This is a genomic window from Plantactinospora sp. WMMB782 (genome assembly GCF_049179135.1).
Taxonomy (GTDB): domain Bacteria; phylum Actinomycetota; class Actinomycetes; order Mycobacteriales; family Micromonosporaceae; genus Plantactinospora.
The window spans coordinates 6,651,805-6,667,482 of sequence record NZ_JBMHMC010000007.1; the positions used below are offsets into that span (position 1 = coordinate 6,651,805).

Annotated in this window: 13 protein-coding genes; 8 read left to right on the plus strand and 5 right to left on the minus strand. The window is 73.4% G+C overall.

The window, feature by feature from the left end; genetic code table 11:
- Positions 1–29: 29 nt before the first annotated feature.
- Positions 30–1,058 carry an Acg family FMN-binding oxidoreductase gene (locus ACN28A_RS31770; RefSeq protein WP_421401581.1) on the minus strand — a complete coding sequence of 343 codons (1,029 nt, stop codon included), beginning with the start codon at positions 1,056–1,058 and terminating at the stop codon, positions 30–32.
- 169 nt (positions 1,059–1,227) lie between these two features.
- Here ACN28A_RS31770 and ACN28A_RS31775 point away from each other — a divergent pair, with 169 nt between their 5' ends.
- Positions 1,228–1,866, plus strand: a complete 639-nt coding sequence (locus ACN28A_RS31775; protein ID WP_278061807.1) for a response regulator — start codon at positions 1,228–1,230, stop codon at positions 1,864–1,866.
- An 85-nt stretch (positions 1,867–1,951) separates the two neighbouring features.
- Here the strand turns inward: ACN28A_RS31775 and ACN28A_RS31780 are convergent, their stop codons facing one another.
- From ACN28A_RS31780 to ACN28A_RS31790, 3 genes are all read right to left on the minus strand, one after another.
- Positions 1,952–3,577 carry a GAF domain-containing protein gene (locus ACN28A_RS31780; RefSeq protein WP_421404746.1) on the minus strand — a complete coding sequence of 542 codons (1,626 nt, stop codon included), beginning with the start codon at positions 3,575–3,577 and terminating at the stop codon, positions 1,952–1,954.
- Positions 3,578–3,682: 105 nt separating this feature from the next.
- Positions 3,683–4,384, minus strand: coding sequence for a universal stress protein (locus tag ACN28A_RS31785; RefSeq protein WP_421401583.1), 702 nt, complete (start codon positions 4,382–4,384; stop codon positions 3,683–3,685).
- A gap of 98 nt (positions 4,385–4,482) precedes the next feature.
- Positions 4,483–7,179, minus strand: coding sequence for a GNAT family N-acetyltransferase (locus ACN28A_RS31790; protein WP_421401585.1), 2,697 nt, complete (start codon positions 7,177–7,179; stop codon positions 4,483–4,485).
- Between the two features lie 210 nt (positions 7,180–7,389).
- Here ACN28A_RS31790 and ACN28A_RS31795 point away from each other — a divergent pair, with 210 nt between their 5' ends.
- Together ACN28A_RS31795 and ACN28A_RS31800 are read left to right on the plus strand one after the other, a co-directional pair.
- Positions 7,390–8,067: a CBS domain-containing protein gene (locus tag ACN28A_RS31795; protein WP_421401588.1), complete on the plus strand. Its 678-nt coding sequence runs from the start codon at positions 7,390–7,392 to the stop codon at positions 8,065–8,067.
- Positions 8,064–9,194, plus strand: a complete 1,131-nt coding sequence (locus ACN28A_RS31800; RefSeq protein WP_421401590.1) for an acetate/propionate family kinase — start codon at positions 8,064–8,066, stop codon at positions 9,192–9,194. Before ACN28A_RS31795 ends, ACN28A_RS31800 begins: the two co-directional genes overlap by 4 nt.
- A gap of 85 nt (positions 9,195–9,279) precedes the next feature.
- On the opposite strand, the gene ACN28A_RS31805 is transcribed toward ACN28A_RS31800, so the two are convergent.
- On the minus strand, positions 9,280–11,712 hold the full coding sequence (locus tag ACN28A_RS31805; protein WP_421401592.1) for a phosphoketolase family protein: 2,433 nt from the start codon (positions 11,710–11,712) through the stop codon (positions 9,280–9,282).
- Between the two features lie 301 nt (positions 11,713–12,013).
- Here ACN28A_RS31805 and ACN28A_RS31810 point away from each other — a divergent pair, with 301 nt between their 5' ends.
- The 5 genes from ACN28A_RS31810 to ACN28A_RS31830 all read left to right on the plus strand — a co-directional run bounded on the left by ACN28A_RS31810 (position 12,014) and on the right by ACN28A_RS31830 (position 15,280).
- The gene (locus ACN28A_RS31810; protein WP_421401595.1) at positions 12,014–12,676 is read left to right on the plus strand and encodes a DUF5753 domain-containing protein; all 663 of its coding nucleotides are present in this window, start codon (positions 12,014–12,016) and stop codon (positions 12,674–12,676) included.
- The gene (locus tag ACN28A_RS31815; protein WP_421401597.1) at positions 12,673–12,867 is read left to right on the plus strand and encodes a DUF397 domain-containing protein; all 195 of its coding nucleotides are present in this window, start codon (positions 12,673–12,675) and stop codon (positions 12,865–12,867) included. The genes ACN28A_RS31810 and ACN28A_RS31815 overlap by 4 nt, the downstream gene beginning before the upstream one ends.
- A gap of 43 nt (positions 12,868–12,910) precedes the next feature.
- Complete coding sequence (locus ACN28A_RS31820) at positions 12,911–13,684, plus strand: SIR2 family NAD-dependent protein deacylase (protein WP_421401599.1); 774 nt, start codon at positions 12,911–12,913, stop codon at positions 13,682–13,684.
- Between the two features lie 161 nt (positions 13,685–13,845).
- Positions 13,846–14,622, plus strand: a complete 777-nt coding sequence (locus ACN28A_RS31825; RefSeq protein WP_421401602.1) for a DUF6196 family protein — start codon at positions 13,846–13,848, stop codon at positions 14,620–14,622.
- On the plus strand, positions 14,612–15,280 hold the full coding sequence (locus tag ACN28A_RS31830) for a CGNR zinc finger domain-containing protein (protein ID WP_421401604.1): 669 nt from the start codon (positions 14,612–14,614) through the stop codon (positions 15,278–15,280). The genes ACN28A_RS31825 and ACN28A_RS31830 overlap by 11 nt, the downstream gene beginning before the upstream one ends.
- The last annotated feature ends 398 nt before the right edge of the window (positions 15,281–15,678 follow it).

The following is a 15,678-nucleotide window of genomic DNA, read 5'->3' on the forward strand; positions in this document are numbered from 1 at the left end:
TCCTCCTCGCGCCCCCGCCCCCGCCGGAGTCAGTCGACGTACTCGATCACGTCGTCGGGTTCCCGGCGCAGCACCGGCGGCAGCGGATTCGGGTCGTCCACGAAGCCCAGCCGGACCACCACGTACGGTTCGCCGATGTCGGCGAGCATGTTGCGCATCAGCCAGCGCGGCCAGTCCAGCTCGATCGGGTCGCTCAGCGGTGCCGTGGCGAGCCCGTCGGCGACGGCCGCCAGCAGCAGGGCGGAGAGCGCCTCGCCGCCGGTGAGCAGGTCGACCTGGTCGTCGGCGTCGCCGAACAGGATCGCGTAGGTGGCTCCCCGGTCCATCCCGTCGCCGACCTCCAGCCCCGGGGCACCGCCGAGCGCGTGGTCCCGGATCGGCACCCGGCGGATCCCCGGCCGGACCGCCGAGGCGGCCGGTACCCCGTCCCGGGCTTCCGGCGGGCGGTTCGTCCAGCGCCGCAGTTCGACCCGGTACGCCGGGTCGTCCAGTTCGACGGTGGCGGCGTTGGCGGTGGCCACGGCCAGCATCGGCATCTGGTCGTCGCGGACCAGGTGCAGGTGTGCTCCCTCGGCCTCGACCACCGCACGGAGCCGGTGCAGGATCGGCGGGTCGATGCGGCGGTCCCCGAAGGCCCGCCGATCGGTACGGCGCAGCGCGGCCGCCGCGTGCTGCCGGGACTGTTCCGGATCGGGCGCTGCCCGTCCGCTGATTGTGATCCGGGCCAGCAGGTCCGGATCGGCATGGTCCGGGAACCGTGCCACCTCGGTGCGGTAGCCGGCCACGGCGAGCGCCAGCCGGGCGTGGTGCAGGGCCGCGCCACAGCTGACCAGCAGCAACCGTCGGGTCGCGTCGACGGTGTGCACCTGCCGGGAGCGGTCCGCCCGCAACGTCAGTTCGGCGCCGGGGCCGACCCGCCACCGCCACGGCTGGGTGTTGAAGACCGAGGGCGCCAGCAGCGCGTACGCGGCGGCGGCACCGAACGCGGCGCGAGCCTCGGCGGCGGGCACGGCGGTGTCGTCGGCGGCCGTCGTCGTGGTGCTCCGGTTGGGGATCATCGCTCTTCCTCCTCGTTCGCCGTCTGCCCCACCACGGTGCGCCGCCGACCCGGCGGGCCGGCAGGGCCGCAGGTCCCGACCCGGTGGGCCGCAGTCCCCGGGCCCGGCACGCGTCGTTGTAGGACCTTCGGCCCTGTCGGCCGGCGCGTCGAGCGGGTAGGAAGGAACGGTGATCAGAGTTTTCCTGCTCGACGACCACGAGGTGGTCCGGCGCGGCCTGGCCGATCTGTTGCAGAGCAACGGCGACATCGAGGTGGTCGGCGAGTCCGGCTCCGCCCAGGAGGCGGCACGGCGCATCCCGGCGCTCCGCCCGGACGTGGCGATCCTGGACGCCCGGCTGCCGGACGGCAACGGCATCGACGTGTGCCGGGACGTCCGGGCGGTCGACTCCACGATCAAGGGGTTGATCCTCACCTCCTACGAGGACGACGAGGCGCTCTTCGCGGCGATCATGGCCGGCGCCGCCGGGTACGTCCTGAAGCAGATCCGTGGCACCGACCTGGTCGACGCGGTCCACCGGGTGGCCGCCGGCCAGTCGCTGCTCGACCCGGCGGTCACCGCCCGGGTACTGGACCGGATCCGCAGCGGGGTCGAGCAGCCCCGCGAGTTCCAGTCGCTGACCGAGCAGGAGCGCCGGATCCTGGAGTACGTGGCGGAGGGGCTCACCAACCGGGAGATCGCCGGCAAGATGTTCCTGGCCGAGAAGACCGTGAAGAACTACGTCTCCAGCCTGCTGGCCAAGCTGGGCCTGGAACGGCGTACCCAGGCGGCGGTGCTGGCCACCCGGCTGCTCGGCGACCGACACTGAGCCGACGCCGACACCGACACCGAGCCGACGCGGCACCGGCACCGAACCGGGCCGGGCCGGCGCGCACCGGCATCGAATTGGCGGGTCAGTCGCGCAGTGGAACCCGCCAGACCAGAGTGGTGCCGCTCGGCTCGGTCGGGGTGATCTCGAAGCTGCCGCCGCAGTGCTCGGCGCGTTCCCGGAGGTTGACCAGGCCGCTCCGGGCGCGGGCCGGATCGGTGCCCACCCCGTCGTCGACGACCCGCACGCAGAGGCGGCCGCCGGCCACCTCCACGGTGACCGTCACCCGGGTCGCCCGGGCGTGCCGGACGGCGTTCGAGAGCGCCTCGCCGAGTACCGCCAGCAGGTCGGGGCGGACCCGGTCCGGGACGGCGCTGTCCACCGGCCCAATCATCTCCAGCCCCGGGCGGAAGCCGAGCGCCTCGGCGGTGCCGGCGACCAGGTCCCGGATCTCGGTACGCAGCGCCGCCGTCATCGGGGTACGCAGTTCGAAGATCGCCCGCCGGATGTCCCGGATGGTGGAGTCGAGGTCGTCGACGGTGGCGTTCAGCCGCTGCCGTACGTCCGGCCGGCCGGCCAGCGGCGCGACGGTCTGCAACTGGAGTCCCATCGCGAAGAGCCGCTGGATCACCACGTCGTGCAGGTCCCGGGCGATCCGCTCGCGGTCCTCCAGGACCACCAGCAGCTCCCGCTCCTCCTGCGCCCTCGCCCGTTCCAGGGCCAGTGCCGCCTGCCCGGCGAAGGTCGCCAGCAGGGTACCCTCGACATCGCTGCCCGCCTGCTCGCCGGCCGGATAGCCGATCACAAGTACGCCGTGCAGCGCGTCGCCGACGATCAGCGGCGAGATCAGCCCCGGACCGGTACCGACCGCCACCGGCCAGGGTGCCGCCTTGGCGAGGCTCTCCGCCACCGCCTGCCGACGTCGGGTCACCGGCTCGACGAATGCCGTGTCGTCGGCGGCGAGTACGGCGCCCTCCAGCTCCTCGCCCGTCCGGCCACCGTCGGCGACCTCGACGGTGAACTGTCCGGCGTCCTCGTCGTAGAGCAGCACCAACGCCACGTCCGCCTCGGCGACCTCGCGGGCCCGCCGGGCGATCAGCCGCAGCGCGTCGGTCCGGCGCACCTCGCCGAGCAGCACGCCGGTGATCTCGGCGGCGGCGGCCAGCCAGCGTTCCCGTCGGTGCGCCATGGCGAAGAGCCGGGCGTTCTCGATGATCACACCGGCGGCGGCGGCGAGCGCGACGACGATCTCCTCGTCGTCGTCGGTGAACTCCGCCGCGCCCTGCTTCTCGGCCAGATAGAGGTTGCCGAAGACCTGGTCCCGGATCCGGATCGGCACGCCGAGGAAGCTGTGCATCGGCGGGTGGTTCGGCGGGAAGCCGTACGACTGGGGGTGCCGGGTGATGTCCGGCATCCGTACCGGCCGGGGATCGGCGATGAGCAGCCCGAGCACGCCCCGGCCGTGTGGCAGGTCACCGATCCGGGCCTGGGTCTGCGGGTCGATGCCGTGCGTGATGAACTCGGTCAGCTGCCGGTCGGGGCCTACGACGCCGAGGGCGGCGTACCGGGCGTCGGCCAGCCGGCAGGCCGCCGCGACGATCCGGTCCAGGGTGCTGTGCAGGTCGAGGTCGGTGCTGATCCCGACAACTGCGGTCAGCAGCGCCCGCAGCCGTTCCCGGCTGGTGACCACCTCGCCGACCCGGTCCAGCATCTCCTGGAGCAGCTCGTCGAGACGTACCCTGGACAGTGGTGTGATGCCCAGCGACGGCGGTGGAAATCCCGATCCGGGGGGCCGCGATTCGGTCACCCGGCGATGTTATCGCCGCGCTCGGGCCGCGCGGCAGACCCACTGGTCGGGCTGCCGGTGTTGCCGCCGGCCCGCCACGGCCCGGCTAGCCTTGGCCCGGACCGCCACGACCCGGCCTGCCGGTTCCGGCCGGAGCCCGGGTGCCCGGCGGCGCGGCGCCGGCCGCCCCGTGCGGACCACCAGCACCGGTGCGGCCGGCTGGCCGCGTCCGGCACGCCGGGCCAGCCGGGCCGGCAGCCGGGCGGCGACGCCGGGCCGCCGCCGAAGGCCGGGCCGCCCCGCGCCGACGACCACCAGGTCGGCGGCGGCCGCCGCGTGACACAGCGCGGTGACCGGGTCGGCGAGCACCAGCATCCGCAGTACCGGCGGCGGTCGCGTCGGCACGGCGGTCGCGGTGGCGATCCGGGCCCGCTGCATCGCGACCAGCCCGAGCCGGTCGGCCGGCAGGGTGCCCTGCCGGCGGGCGACCTCGCGGGCCGGATCCGGCCAGGCGGTCACCACCAGCACCGTGCCGGACCGCCGCGCGGCCTCGCGGAGGGCCCAGCACAGCGCCGTCCGGGCACCCGCCGAACCGTCCAGCCCGACCACGATCCGGTACGGCCGCCCGCCCGGCTGCTCACCGGCCACCTCGGTCCGACCGCCGGCCACCTCGGTCCGACCGCCGGCCACCTCGGTCCGACCGCCGGCCACCTCGGTCCGACCGCCGGCCACCTCGGTCCGACCGCCGGACGGTGGACGCGGTGCCGGGCCTGCCCGGCCGCCACGCCGGCCGGCGGGCAGCGGCTCGGGCCGGTGGCTCGGCGCCGGGTTCATCGGGCGGCCCGGAGTTGCCGCAGGGCCCGGTCGGGTTCGGTGCCGACCGGGGCGAGCCGGAGCTTGGCGTCGACCACCGCCACCCTGTCCGGGCCGACAAGCACCGGATTCAGGTCGAGTTCGGCCACCTCCGGCAGGTCGGTGGCGAGCTGACCGAGCCGGCAGAGCAGATTCTCGACTGCGCCGGTGTCCACCGGCGGGGCGCCACGGTAGCCGGTGAGCAGGGGCGCGGCCCGCAGCGAGCGCCACATCCGCGCGGCGTCCAGGTCGGTCACCGGGGTCAGCCGCAGCGACCGGTCGCCGAGCAGGTCGGTGTGCACCCCGCCGAGCCCGACCATCACCAGCGAGCCGAACTGCGGGTCGTGCACCACCCCGGCCACCAGTTCGAGCTGGCCGCGCGCCATCGGCTGCACCAGGACCGTACCGGCAACTCCGGCCCGCCCGCCGGCGCCGGCCACCTTCGGGTACGCCGCCCGCACCTGCTCCGGGCCGGTCAGATGCAGCGCCACCCCGCCCACGTCGCTCTTGTGCACCAGGTCCGGGTCGGCCGACTTCAGTGCCACCGGGTAGCCGAACCCGTCGGCGGCGGCGACCGCGTCCGCCGCGGAGTCCACCCGTAGGGCGGGTACCACCGGGATGCCGTAGCTGCCCAGGATCTCGGCGATCCGGTCGTACGGCTGCCAGCCGGAATTCGCCGCGAGCGTCTCGCGCACCAGTTCCCGCCCCCGTACGGCGGTGCTGGCCCTCGGCGGGACGTCGCCGGCCGGCCGCCGGAGCCAGTCGGCGTACCAGGCGGCGTGGCCGATCGCCCGGACGGCGCGTTCCGGCAGGTCGAAGACGGGAATCCGGCGGTCGCCGACGGTGGCCGGCGGTTCGGCGAGGCCGAGCAGCACGACCGCGGCGGTCAGTCCCGGCGACGCGTCCAGCACCGGGGCGACCGCGTGCAGCATCGCCGGCACGTCGTTGGCCCGGGTCGCCGCGACCACCAGCAGCAGCGAGTCGACCTCACCGCTGTCCGCGACCGCGCGCACGGCGTCGGCGAACGCCGCCGGGCTGGCACCGGCACCGAGGTCGAGCGGGTTGTCGTCGCCGGCCAGCGGCGGCAGCACCACCCGCAGCCGCTCCCGAAGTGCCGGGCCGGGCGAGCCGACCCGCAGTCCGGCCCCGTCGGCGGCGTCGGCGGCCAGTACGTTGACCCCGCCGGCGTTGCCGATGATCCCCAGCCGGTCGCCGGCCGGCAACGGCTGGTCGGTGAGCAGCCGGGCGGTGTCCATCAGGTCGCCGAGGGTCTCCAGCCGGATCACCCCGGCCTGGGCGAAGAGCGCGTCGACGGTGCTGTCCGGTGCCGCCGCGGCGGCGGTGTGCGACGCCCCGGCCCGCTGTCCGGCCCGGGACCGGCCGCTCTTGACCGCCAGTACCGGCTTGCGCCTGGCGAGCCCGCGGACCAGCCGGGCGAACCGGCGGGGGTTGCCGAACGACTCCAGGTAGAGGGCGACCGCCCTGGTGGCCGGGTCGTCGTACCAGTACGCGATCAGGTCGTTGCCGCTGACGTCGGCCTTGTTGCCGAGCGAGACGAAGCTGGACAGGCCGCAGCCGGCCCGTTCGGCGTGCTCCAGCAGCGCGATGCCGACGGCACCGGACTGCGAGGCGACGGCCAGTCCGCCGGCCGGCGGCAGTACCGGCGCGAACGCGGCGGCGAGCCGGACCGCCGGGTCGGTGTTCACCACCCCGACACAGTTCGGGCCGACCAGCCGGATCCCGTGGGCGCGGGCGACCTCGACCAGTTCGCGCTGCGCCTCCCGGCCGGCGGCGCCGCTCTCGCCGAGTCCGGAGCTGAGCACCACCGCCGCGCGTACCCCGGCGGCGGCGGCGTCCCGGATCGTTCCGACCACCGCCGGGGCGGGTACCGCGACGACCGCCAGCTCGACCGGTTCCGGCAGCGCGGACAGGCTCGGGTACGCCGGCAGTCCGCAGACCTCGGTGGCGTTCGGGTTGACCGGGTGGACCGGCCCGGTGAAGCCGTACCGGAGCAGGCTGCGCAGCGTCTCGTGCCCGATGCCGCCCGGGGTGCGACCGGCGCCGACCACCGCCACCGAGCGCGGTGCCAGCAGCGGGCGCAGCGAGGCCCGTTGCGCCACCCGATCCCGGGCGTCGGCGGCACCGAGTTCGGCCTCGCTGGGTTCGGTCGGCAGGCCGACGGCCAGCAGCATGTCCCCGGTGCGGGAACCGGCCCGCCCGGTCAGGTCCGCTGCGACCTGGAGCATCGCCGCGTTCGCCGGCAGCACGTCGCCGCGCAGTTCGGTGACCCCGGCCGCACCGGCCACCGCCCGCAGGTGCTCCAGCAGCAGGGTGCCGATGCCCCGGTGGCGTTGCCCGTCGGCGACGAAGACGGCGAACTCGGCCGCGCCGCCCTCCCCGACCTCGTAGGCGGCGACCCCGGCGAGCTGGCCGGCGGTCTCGGCGAGTACCGCGCCGTGCTCGGCGGGTGCGGCGGGGCGGCAGAGCCGGTCGATCTCGGCGGCGATGGTCCGCTCTCCGGGTACGGCGAAGAACCGCATCCGCAGGCTCTCCGGCGAGCTGCGCCGGTAGAGCTCGGTCAGCCGGCCCCGGTCCTGCGGGGTGACCGCGCGGATCCGGACGATCCCGCCGTCGATGGCGAGCGCGTCGGCGCCGGGAATGGCCTGGACGAACACCTCGGGTACCCCATTTCGCGTCGGTCCGGTCCCCGGCGGGTCTGCCGGGTCCTCCGGCTACCAGCACACCCGGACGCGGCCCGCGCGGACAGGGCCGGAGCGCCCGCCGCCGCAGGGCCGGTCGGCCCTGTCCCGGTCGGGGAGGACGGTCCTAGCGTCGGAGACGGATGGGCGTCACGGCGGCGTCCGGACCGGGCGGAAGGAGAAGTCATGAGACAGTGGCTGGTGCAGGACGTGATGACCACGGACGTCGTGACCGTCGGGGTGGAGACGCCGTACCGGGCGATCGTCGGCCTGCTCGCCGAGCGGGGCGTCAGCGGTGTGCCGGTGGTGGACGGGTCCGGGCAGGTCCAGGGCGTCGTCTCCGAGTCGGACCTGCTGGCCAAGGTGGAGCTTACCGGGCAACCGGAGCCACGGCTCTTCGTCGGCCGGCGGCAGCGGGCCGCCCGGACGCACGCCGCAGCCTCGGTCGCCGAGCAGCTGATGACCGCGCCGCCGATCACCGTGGTGGGCACCACCACGCTCACCACGGCGGCGAAACTGATGAAGGCGGAGCGGGTGAAGCGACTGCCGGTGGTGGACGAACTCGGCCGGTTGGTCGGCATCGTCTGCCGTGGTGACCTGCTCAGGGTCTATCTGCGACCGGACGCCGACATCCGGGCCGATGTCGTCGACGACGTGTTGCGCCGGGTGCTCGCCATCGAGGAGGGCGTGATCCGGGTCGCCGTCCAGGACGGCGTGGTCACCCTGGACGGCCGGCTGGACCGGCGCAGCACCGCGCAGATCGCGGTCCGGCTGGCGTACGCGGTGCCGGGTGTGGTCGACGTGACCGACCGGCTGGAGTACGCCTACGACGACGTGCAGGTGACGATCGGCATGATCGCGTGACGGTCGGCCCGATCCTGGCGCTCAACGCCGGCTCGTCGTCGTTGAAGTACGCGCTGCTCCGCAACGGCGGCCGGCTGGCCGGCGGCACGGTGGCACGGATCGGCGAACCCGGCGAACCGGAGGCCGACCACGGCGGCGCGGTCGTCCGGGTCCTCGACGAGCTGGCCCGGCGCCACCCGGCGCCGGTCGCGGTCGGCCACCGGATCGTGCACGGCGGCGACCGGTTCCGCCGGCCGACCGTGCTCGACGACGCGGTACTGGCGCAGATCGAGGAACTCTCCGTGCTGGCGCCGCTGCACAACCCGCCGGGCGTCGCGGTGATCCGGGCCGCCCGGCGGGCGTTGACCGGAGTGCCCCAGGTGGCCGTCTTCGACACCGCGTTCCACGCCGACATGCCGGCCGAGGCGAGCCGCTACGCGCTGGACACCGCAACGGCCACCCGGTACGGCATCCGCCGGTACGGCTTCCACGGCATCTCGGTCCGGTACGTCGCCGCCGCCACCGCGACCCTGCTCGACCGTCCGCTGGCCGAACTGCACCTGATCGTGCTGCACCTCGGCAACGGGGCCAGCGCGACGGCGGTGGCCGGTGGGCGCGGCGTCGACACCTCGATGGGGATGACCCCGCTGGAGGGGCTGGTGATGGGGACCCGGACCGGTGACATCGACCCGGCCGTCGCCTTCCACCTGGCCCGCGCCGGCCTCTCCACCGACCGGATCGAGGAGCTGTACCAGCACCGGGGTGGACTCTTCGGGCTCTGCGGCGACAACGACATGCGGCGCGTCCTGGCCCGCGCCGGAGCCGGCGACGAGGCCGCCGAGCAGGCCCTGGCGGCGTACTGCCACCGGATCCGCAAGTACGTCGGGGCCTACCACGCGGTGCTCGGCCGGCTGGACGCGGTCGTCTTCACCGCCGGGGTCGGTGAGCACAGTCCGGCGGTCCGGGGCCGGGCCCTGGCCGGGCTGGAGCCGCTGGGCATCGTCGTCGACCCGGCCCGCAACGCCGCCGGCCCACCCGCCCGGGTCATCTCGGCCGAGGGTGGCCGGGTCGCCGTCTGCGTCGTGCCGACCGACGAGGAACGCGGCATCGCCGAGGAGACCGCCGCCGCGCTGCGTCCCGCACGCTGAGCGGGCCCGCCGATCCTGTCCAGGTCGGCGGGCCCGTTGCAGATCGGCGGGACCGTTGCAGATCGGCGGGCCCGTTCGGGGAGGGTCAGCCGCGTGGTGCCCAGTCGCCGAGGGACCAGTCCCGCACCTCCGGCATGTCCTCCAGGTGCTCGACCACGTACGCCTCGTGCCGGGCGAGTTGCTGCTCGCACCAGCGGCCCAGTTCGGCCGCACCCCGGGGCAGTCGCCGGGCGTTGTTCATCGCGTCCAGCACCAGGTGGTAGCGGGAGGTCCGGTTCCGTACCGTCATGTCGAACGGGGTGGTGGTGGTGCCCTGTTCGACGAAGCCGCGTACCCGGAACCGGTCGGCGTCCGGCCGCCCGTGCACGAGCTGGTGGATGGCGCCCGGATAGCCGTGGAAGGCGAAGACCACGTCGACGGTGTCGGTGAACAGTTCGGTGAAGAGGGTCGGGCTCATCCCGTGCGGGTGGTCCTTCGGCCGGACCAGGGTCATCAGGTCGACGACGTTGACCACCCGGACCTTCATCCCGGGCAGCCGTTCCCGGAGGATCTGGGCGGCGGCGACGGTCTCCATGGTGACCACGTCGCCGGCACAGGCGAGCACGATGTCCGGGTCGGTGCCGCCGTCGTCGGTGCCGGCCCACTCCCAGATGCCGGCGCCCTGGGCGCAGTGCGCCATCGCGTCAGGCATCGACAGCCACTGCAACTGCGGCTGCTTGTCGATCACGATCAGGTTGATGTACGACCGGGACCGCAGGCAGTGGTCGGCGACCGAGAGCAGGCAGTTGGCGTCCGGCGGCAGGTAGATCCGGGCGATGTCGCCGCGCTGGGTCAGCACCACCTGGATCAGCCCGGGACCCTGGTGCGAGAAGCCGTTGTGGTCGTTGCGCCAGGCGGTCGAGGTGAGCAGGATGTTCAGGCTCGGCACCTTGGCCCGCCAGGGCAGGTGCCGGGCCTCCTGCAACCACTTGCCGTGCTGCACGGTCTGCGAGGCGCTGACCATCGCGAACGCCTCGTAGGTGGCGAACATCCCGTGCCGGCCGGTCAGCGTGTAACCCTCCAGCCAGCCGTGGCAGTTGTGCTCGGAGAGCACCTCCATCACCCGGCCGTCGCGGCCGATCGCCACGTCGGCGTCGGTGACCTGTTCCATGAAGGCCCGGTCGGAGACCTCGAAGACGGCGCCGAGCCGGTTGCTGTTGGTCTCGTCCGGGCAGAACAGCCGGAAGGTGTCGGGATTGCGCCGGTAGACGTCCCGGAGGAGTTCGCCGAGCCGGCGGGTCGACTCGACCCGCAGCTTCGCCGGGGTCGGCACGTCGACCGCGTAGTCGCGGTAGTCCGGCAGGTCCAGTTCGCGGGTGAGCAGCCCGCCGTTGGCGTGCGGTGAGGCGCTCATCCGCAGGTCGCCCCGGGGTGGCAGGTCCCGCACGGTCTCGACGGGGGCGCCGGCACCGTCGAAGAGTTCCGCCGGCCGGTACGACCGCAGCCAGCTCTCCAGGATCGCCAGGTGTTCCGGGTTGTCGCGTACCCCGGAGAGCGGCACCTGGTGGGACCGCCAGCTGCCGGTGACCTTCACCCCGTCGACCTCCTCGGGGCCGGTCCAGCCCTTCGGCGAGCGCAGGACGACCAGGGGCCAGCGCGGCCGGCTGCCGTCCCAGTCGCCGTCCCGGGCGGCCTGCTGGATGGCCCGGATCCGGCCCCACGCCTGCGCGAGGGTCGCCGCGAACCGGTGGTGCGAGCCGGGCAGGTCGGCACAGTCGACCTCGAGCACGTCGTAGCCGTGCCCCTCGAAGAGTGCCCGGACCTCGGCCGGGTCCTTCCGGGCCAGCACCGTCGGGCCGGCGATCTTGGCGCCGTTGAGGTGCAGGATCGGCAGCACCGCGCCGTCCCGGGTCGGGTTGAGGAAGGAGACGCCCTTCCAGGAGCCCTCCAGCGGGCCGGTCTCCGCCTCCCCGTCCCCGACCACGGCGACGGCGAGCAGGTCGGGGTTGTCCATCACCGCGCCGAAGGCGTGCACCAGCACGTACCCGAGTTCCCCGCCCTCGTGGATCGAGCCCGGGGTGGTCACCGAGACGTGGCTCGGGATGCCGCCGGGGCTGGAGAACTGCCGGAAGAGCCGGAGCATCCCGGCCTCGTCCTGCCCGACCTCCGGATAGATCTCGCTGTAGGTGCCCTCCAGGTAGCCCGCCGCGACCAGCGCCGGCCCGCCGTGCCCCGGCCCGGCCAGATAGATCGCCTGCTGCCCGGTGAGCCGGATCAGCCGGGAGACGTGTGCGTAGATCAGCGACAGGCCGGGGCTGGTCCCCCAGTGCCCGAGCAGCCGTGGCTTGACGTGCTCCGGCCTGAGCGGCTCGCGCAGCAGCGGGTTGCCCCGCAGGTAGATCTGCCCGACCGTCAGGTAGTTGTTCGCCCGCCACCACGCGTCGAGCCGGGCGAGTTCGGACTCGTCCGGAGTCGCGAGGGTGTGCAGGATCGCGGCGTCGTCCGCCGTCCCGATCTGGTCCTTCGTGTCCGTTGCCACGCTCAACCCTTCCGCAGGCGTACGTCGTCGGTGGGCGGGCCGGCCACGGGTCCCGTAGCGGGTCCGCGCCGGTGTTCCGGCCGCCTCCCTCACGGTATGACCGGCACCGCTCCGGGGTGACCGGTCCGAGGTCCGTCCCGGGCGGGACCTTCGACCCGTCCATCCGCCCGCACGCCCTGTTCCCGGCAGACGACGGTTCCTCATTCCCGACCCGGCCCGGGCCGTTCCGGCAGGCTCTCCCGAAGTGCCCGTACCCGGCACAGATAGAAGTACTCCGGCCCTTCGGTGCCGTCGTGCCGCTGTGCCCGCGCCCGCAGGTGCACCCATTCCGAAGGCCAAGGGCTGGTGGCACGCGTACGGCGGCGCCATCGCGCCCTTCTTCGAGCTGTACGTCGGCCTGGAGAGCGCCGCCGAACGCATCCGCAGCTACGAAGCCGAACTGATCCCCGGCCTGTTGCAGACCGAGGAGTACACCCGCGAGGTCGTCCGGGTATTCGGGGTGCACAGGTCGGCGGAGGAAAGGGAGCAGCGGGTCGCGATCAAGCTCGAACGACAGCATCTGCTGCGCCGCCGCCTTCCCCCACCACCGGACCTACGAGTGATCTTGAACGAGGCGGCACTGCGCCGCCCACTGGCCGAAGCCAAAGCGATGGCCCAACAGCTCCACCACCTGGTCAACGTCTCCACGGAGCTGCCGAACGTAAGCGTCCGGGTCCTGCCGTTCAGCGCCGGGTTGCACCCGGCCGGCGCCGGGGCGTTCCTCATCTTCGACTTCGACGAAGGCAGGACCCATCCAGAACCCTCCACTGTCTACAGCGAGGGCGCCACCGGCGCCATCTATCTCGACAAGCCGTCGGAACTCGTCACCTACGAGCGGATCTGGGCGGGTCTGGACGAGGCTGCTCTGGACGCGGGACAATCGCACCGCCTGATCACTGCCATTGCCGAGGAGTACGAGTCATGAGCGATCTTCCCGCTCTGCGGTGGCGCAAGAGCAGCCGTAGTACCGCCGACGGCAACTGCGTGGAGGTCGCCGACGATCTTGCCGGGGTGGTGGCCGTCCGGGACAGCAAGGACCGGGACGGCGCGACCCTGGTCTTCGCACCGTCGGCGTGGCGCGCGTTCGTCGCGGAGGCACGTCGACCGGCCCGATAATCACGTCGCCGCCGACCGGCCCGGCCGCCTAGCATCGCCGGTCATGGCCGAGGTGGAAATTCCCGAATGGTGCCGGGACGTACGGCGGGTGGCGGTGTTGACCGGAGCCGGCATCTCCACCGACTCCGGCGTACCCGACTATCGCGGTCCGGACGGTGTCTGGACCCGCGACCCGAAGCTCGCCGACGCGTTCACCCACGACCGGTTCATGGCCGACCCGCAGGTGCGGGCCCGGTTCTGGCGCAGCTATCTCGACCACGCCGCCTGGCGGGCCGAGCCGAACGCCGCGCACCACGCGCTCGCCGAACTGGACCGGGCCGGGCTGGCGGTGCGGATCCTGACCCAGAACGTCGACGGCCTGCACCAGCTCACCGGGATCGCCGCCCGCAAGGTGCTGGAGTTGCACGGCAGCATGCGTACCGTCGTCTGCACCGGATGCCGGGCGCGCTCGGATGCCCGGGAGACGCTGGACCGGGTCGCGGCCGGCGAGGCGGACCCGGCCTGTCCGGCCTGCGGCGGCATTCTCAAGCTCGCCGTCGTGCTCTTCGGCCAGTACCTCGATTCGGACGTGCTCGACCAGGCCAAGCGGATCGCGGCGGCGAGTCAGCTGATGCTGGCGGTCGGTAGTTCGCTGCTTGTCGAGCCGGCCGCCGCGCTCTGCCGGCTCGCTGTGGAGGCCGGCGCCCGCCTGGTGATCGTGAACCGGGACCCGACCCCCTACGACGCCCTGGCGACCGAGGTGATCCGGGAGCCGATCGGCACCGCCCTCCCCCGCATCACCGCCGCCCTCACCGCCGCCGCGACGGCTTCTTCATGACGGCGGAGCGTTCGGCTCGTCCCGACGAGCCGGATGCTCCCTGATCATCGGTACCGGAAGGTCGGCGCGGCTGGTCGTCGGCGTTTGCCGGGGCGGCTGGCGCCGGCAGCCTGACGGACCGCCTCTATCTAATGGGAAAATCCATTAGCTATGCTGACCGGATGGTATCGATCTCCCTGGAACGACACGTCGAGACGGAACGACGGCTCAGAGCTGTGCTGCGGACCGCGCAACTCGTACACCTGCCCGGCACCTGGTGCTTCCAGCGCGTTGCCGGCGGCGACGTTCCGGTCGACGCCCTCGCGATGGTCCGCGACGCCGACGGCTGGTGTGCCCTGCTACCCGCCACCGACGACGTCGACGAGCGGTTCGGGCTCACGTCGAGTACGTTCGCACCCGGGATCGACAACAGCGGCTACGTCGGATGGCTGGCAACGGCTGTCAAACAACGCCTGGGTAGCGGCGTCTTCGTCATCTGCGGGGACAACCCGCACCGTGGCGGGATCTTCGACTACCTCGGCTATCCGGCGGAGGTGGCCGGGCAGACCCGCGCCCTGATGGACGAACTGCGAACGCCGGTCGACACCGACCCGCTCGCGCTCGACCTGCAGGTGTTCGAGGTGGTCGAAACCAGCGCCGCGAGCGCGATCTCCCGGGCCACCGTCTTCGAGTTCCGCGAGCACGACGGCATGGTCGAGGCCAGCTACGCAGGCGGCCAGATCGTCCGAGGCACCCTGCTCGGCCGCCGCGAGCACGACCGGCTGAGCACCGCCTACGCCCAGGTCGGTGCCGGGGGCGAGCGGCAGACCGGGACGGCCACGATGCGCGTTCGGTTGACGGAGAGCGGACAGCTACTGCTGACCGAGGACTACACCTGGTCCGACGGGACCACCGGGCGCAACGTACTGCGGTCTCTGCGGCAGCCGCATGCGGCCTGAACCGATCGCGATCGCGTTCGCGAACACCCGCTCGTCACCCCGTCGCGACCGGATCGAGACACTCACCCTGTGGCGAGCCTGGATCGACGCCTGGCCCAGCCTCGGCACGGCAGGCCGGGCCGTCGACGTCGACGGCCTGGCCGCGCTGCGGCGCGACCGCGACGACGTGCAACTCCTGCTACACAGCATTGCCGGCGGGCAGCAACCCCGACCGGAACCGACCGAACGCCTCCTCGACGCCGCCCGTTCGACGCGGACCCTCGAACTGCGCTGGCCGGGAGGGCACCCCGTACTCGCCGTCCCGGACGACGTCACCGCCGCCACGGTGATCGCGCAGCATCTGATCCACGCCGCGCTCGACCTCGTCCTTACCGGCCCGCCTCTGGCCGCCTGCCAGGGGCGGAATTGCCGCAAGCTCTTCGTCGCGACCCGTCCCGACCGCCGATGGTGCGACAGCGCCATCTGCGGCAACCGTGCCCGGGTGCGCGCACACGACCGCCGAACGGCACATGCGGCGGACAGCACTGGTGCGGCCGGCCCCGCGCAGCGGGGCGGCGGGCCCACGCCATCCGTTGATCCCGCCGGCGACGAAGCGCCGCCACAAGCCCGCCCGGCCGGTGGAGGCAACCGCCGCGACCCCGGGCGCCACACAGGGTGAGCACATCACCACGATCGACTGCGGTACGGTCGATTGTGGATCTGGCGGCCGCCGGTCGCCGTACTCCTCGGGTACGGGGTTGTACAGACTGTCATCACGGCGGCGAAACTCTTCACCGGTTGACCCGGATTGCCCGCCCCCCGGGGGCAGCCAACTCCACCGATCGTGAAACATAATCGGCAGGGGACTCATCCCCCCGGCCCGTTTTCCCGTACCTGATGGGGGTCGGACCGCCGTCGAGCGACGCGCGGCGGTACGACTCCGCCCAAAGTGGCGCTCTCGGGACGGGGCACAATAGGCGGCCGTGCCCGTCGCGAGGCGGGTGGCAGGCGGGGCGTGGTGGTGGGCGCGCCGAGGCGGAAGATCGAGGAGCAGATGGCCCGGACGAGACAGATTCA

Coding starts and splice junctions, on each gene's coding strand:
- ACN28A_RS31770 (WP_421401581.1), bottom strand. CDS start 1,058: ATGATCCCCAACCGGAGCACCACGACGACGGCCGCCGACGACACCGCC.
- ACN28A_RS31780 (WP_421404746.1), bottom strand. CDS start 3,577: ATGCTGGACCGGGTCGGCGAGGTGGTCACCAGCCGGGAACGGCTGCGG.
- ACN28A_RS31795 (WP_421401588.1), top strand. CDS start 7,390: ATGAGACAGTGGCTGGTGCAGGACGTGATGACCACGGACGTCGTGACC.
- ACN28A_RS31815 (WP_421401597.1), top strand. CDS start 12,673: ATGAGCGATCTTCCCGCTCTGCGGTGGCGCAAGAGCAGCCGTAGTACC.
- ACN28A_RS31820 (WP_421401599.1), top strand. CDS start 12,911: ATGGCCGAGGTGGAAATTCCCGAATGGTGCCGGGACGTACGGCGGGTG.
- ACN28A_RS31825 (WP_421401602.1), top strand. CDS start 13,846: ATGGTATCGATCTCCCTGGAACGACACGTCGAGACGGAACGACGGCTC.
- ACN28A_RS31830 (WP_421401604.1), top strand. CDS start 14,612: ATGCGGCCTGAACCGATCGCGATCGCGTTCGCGAACACCCGCTCGTCA.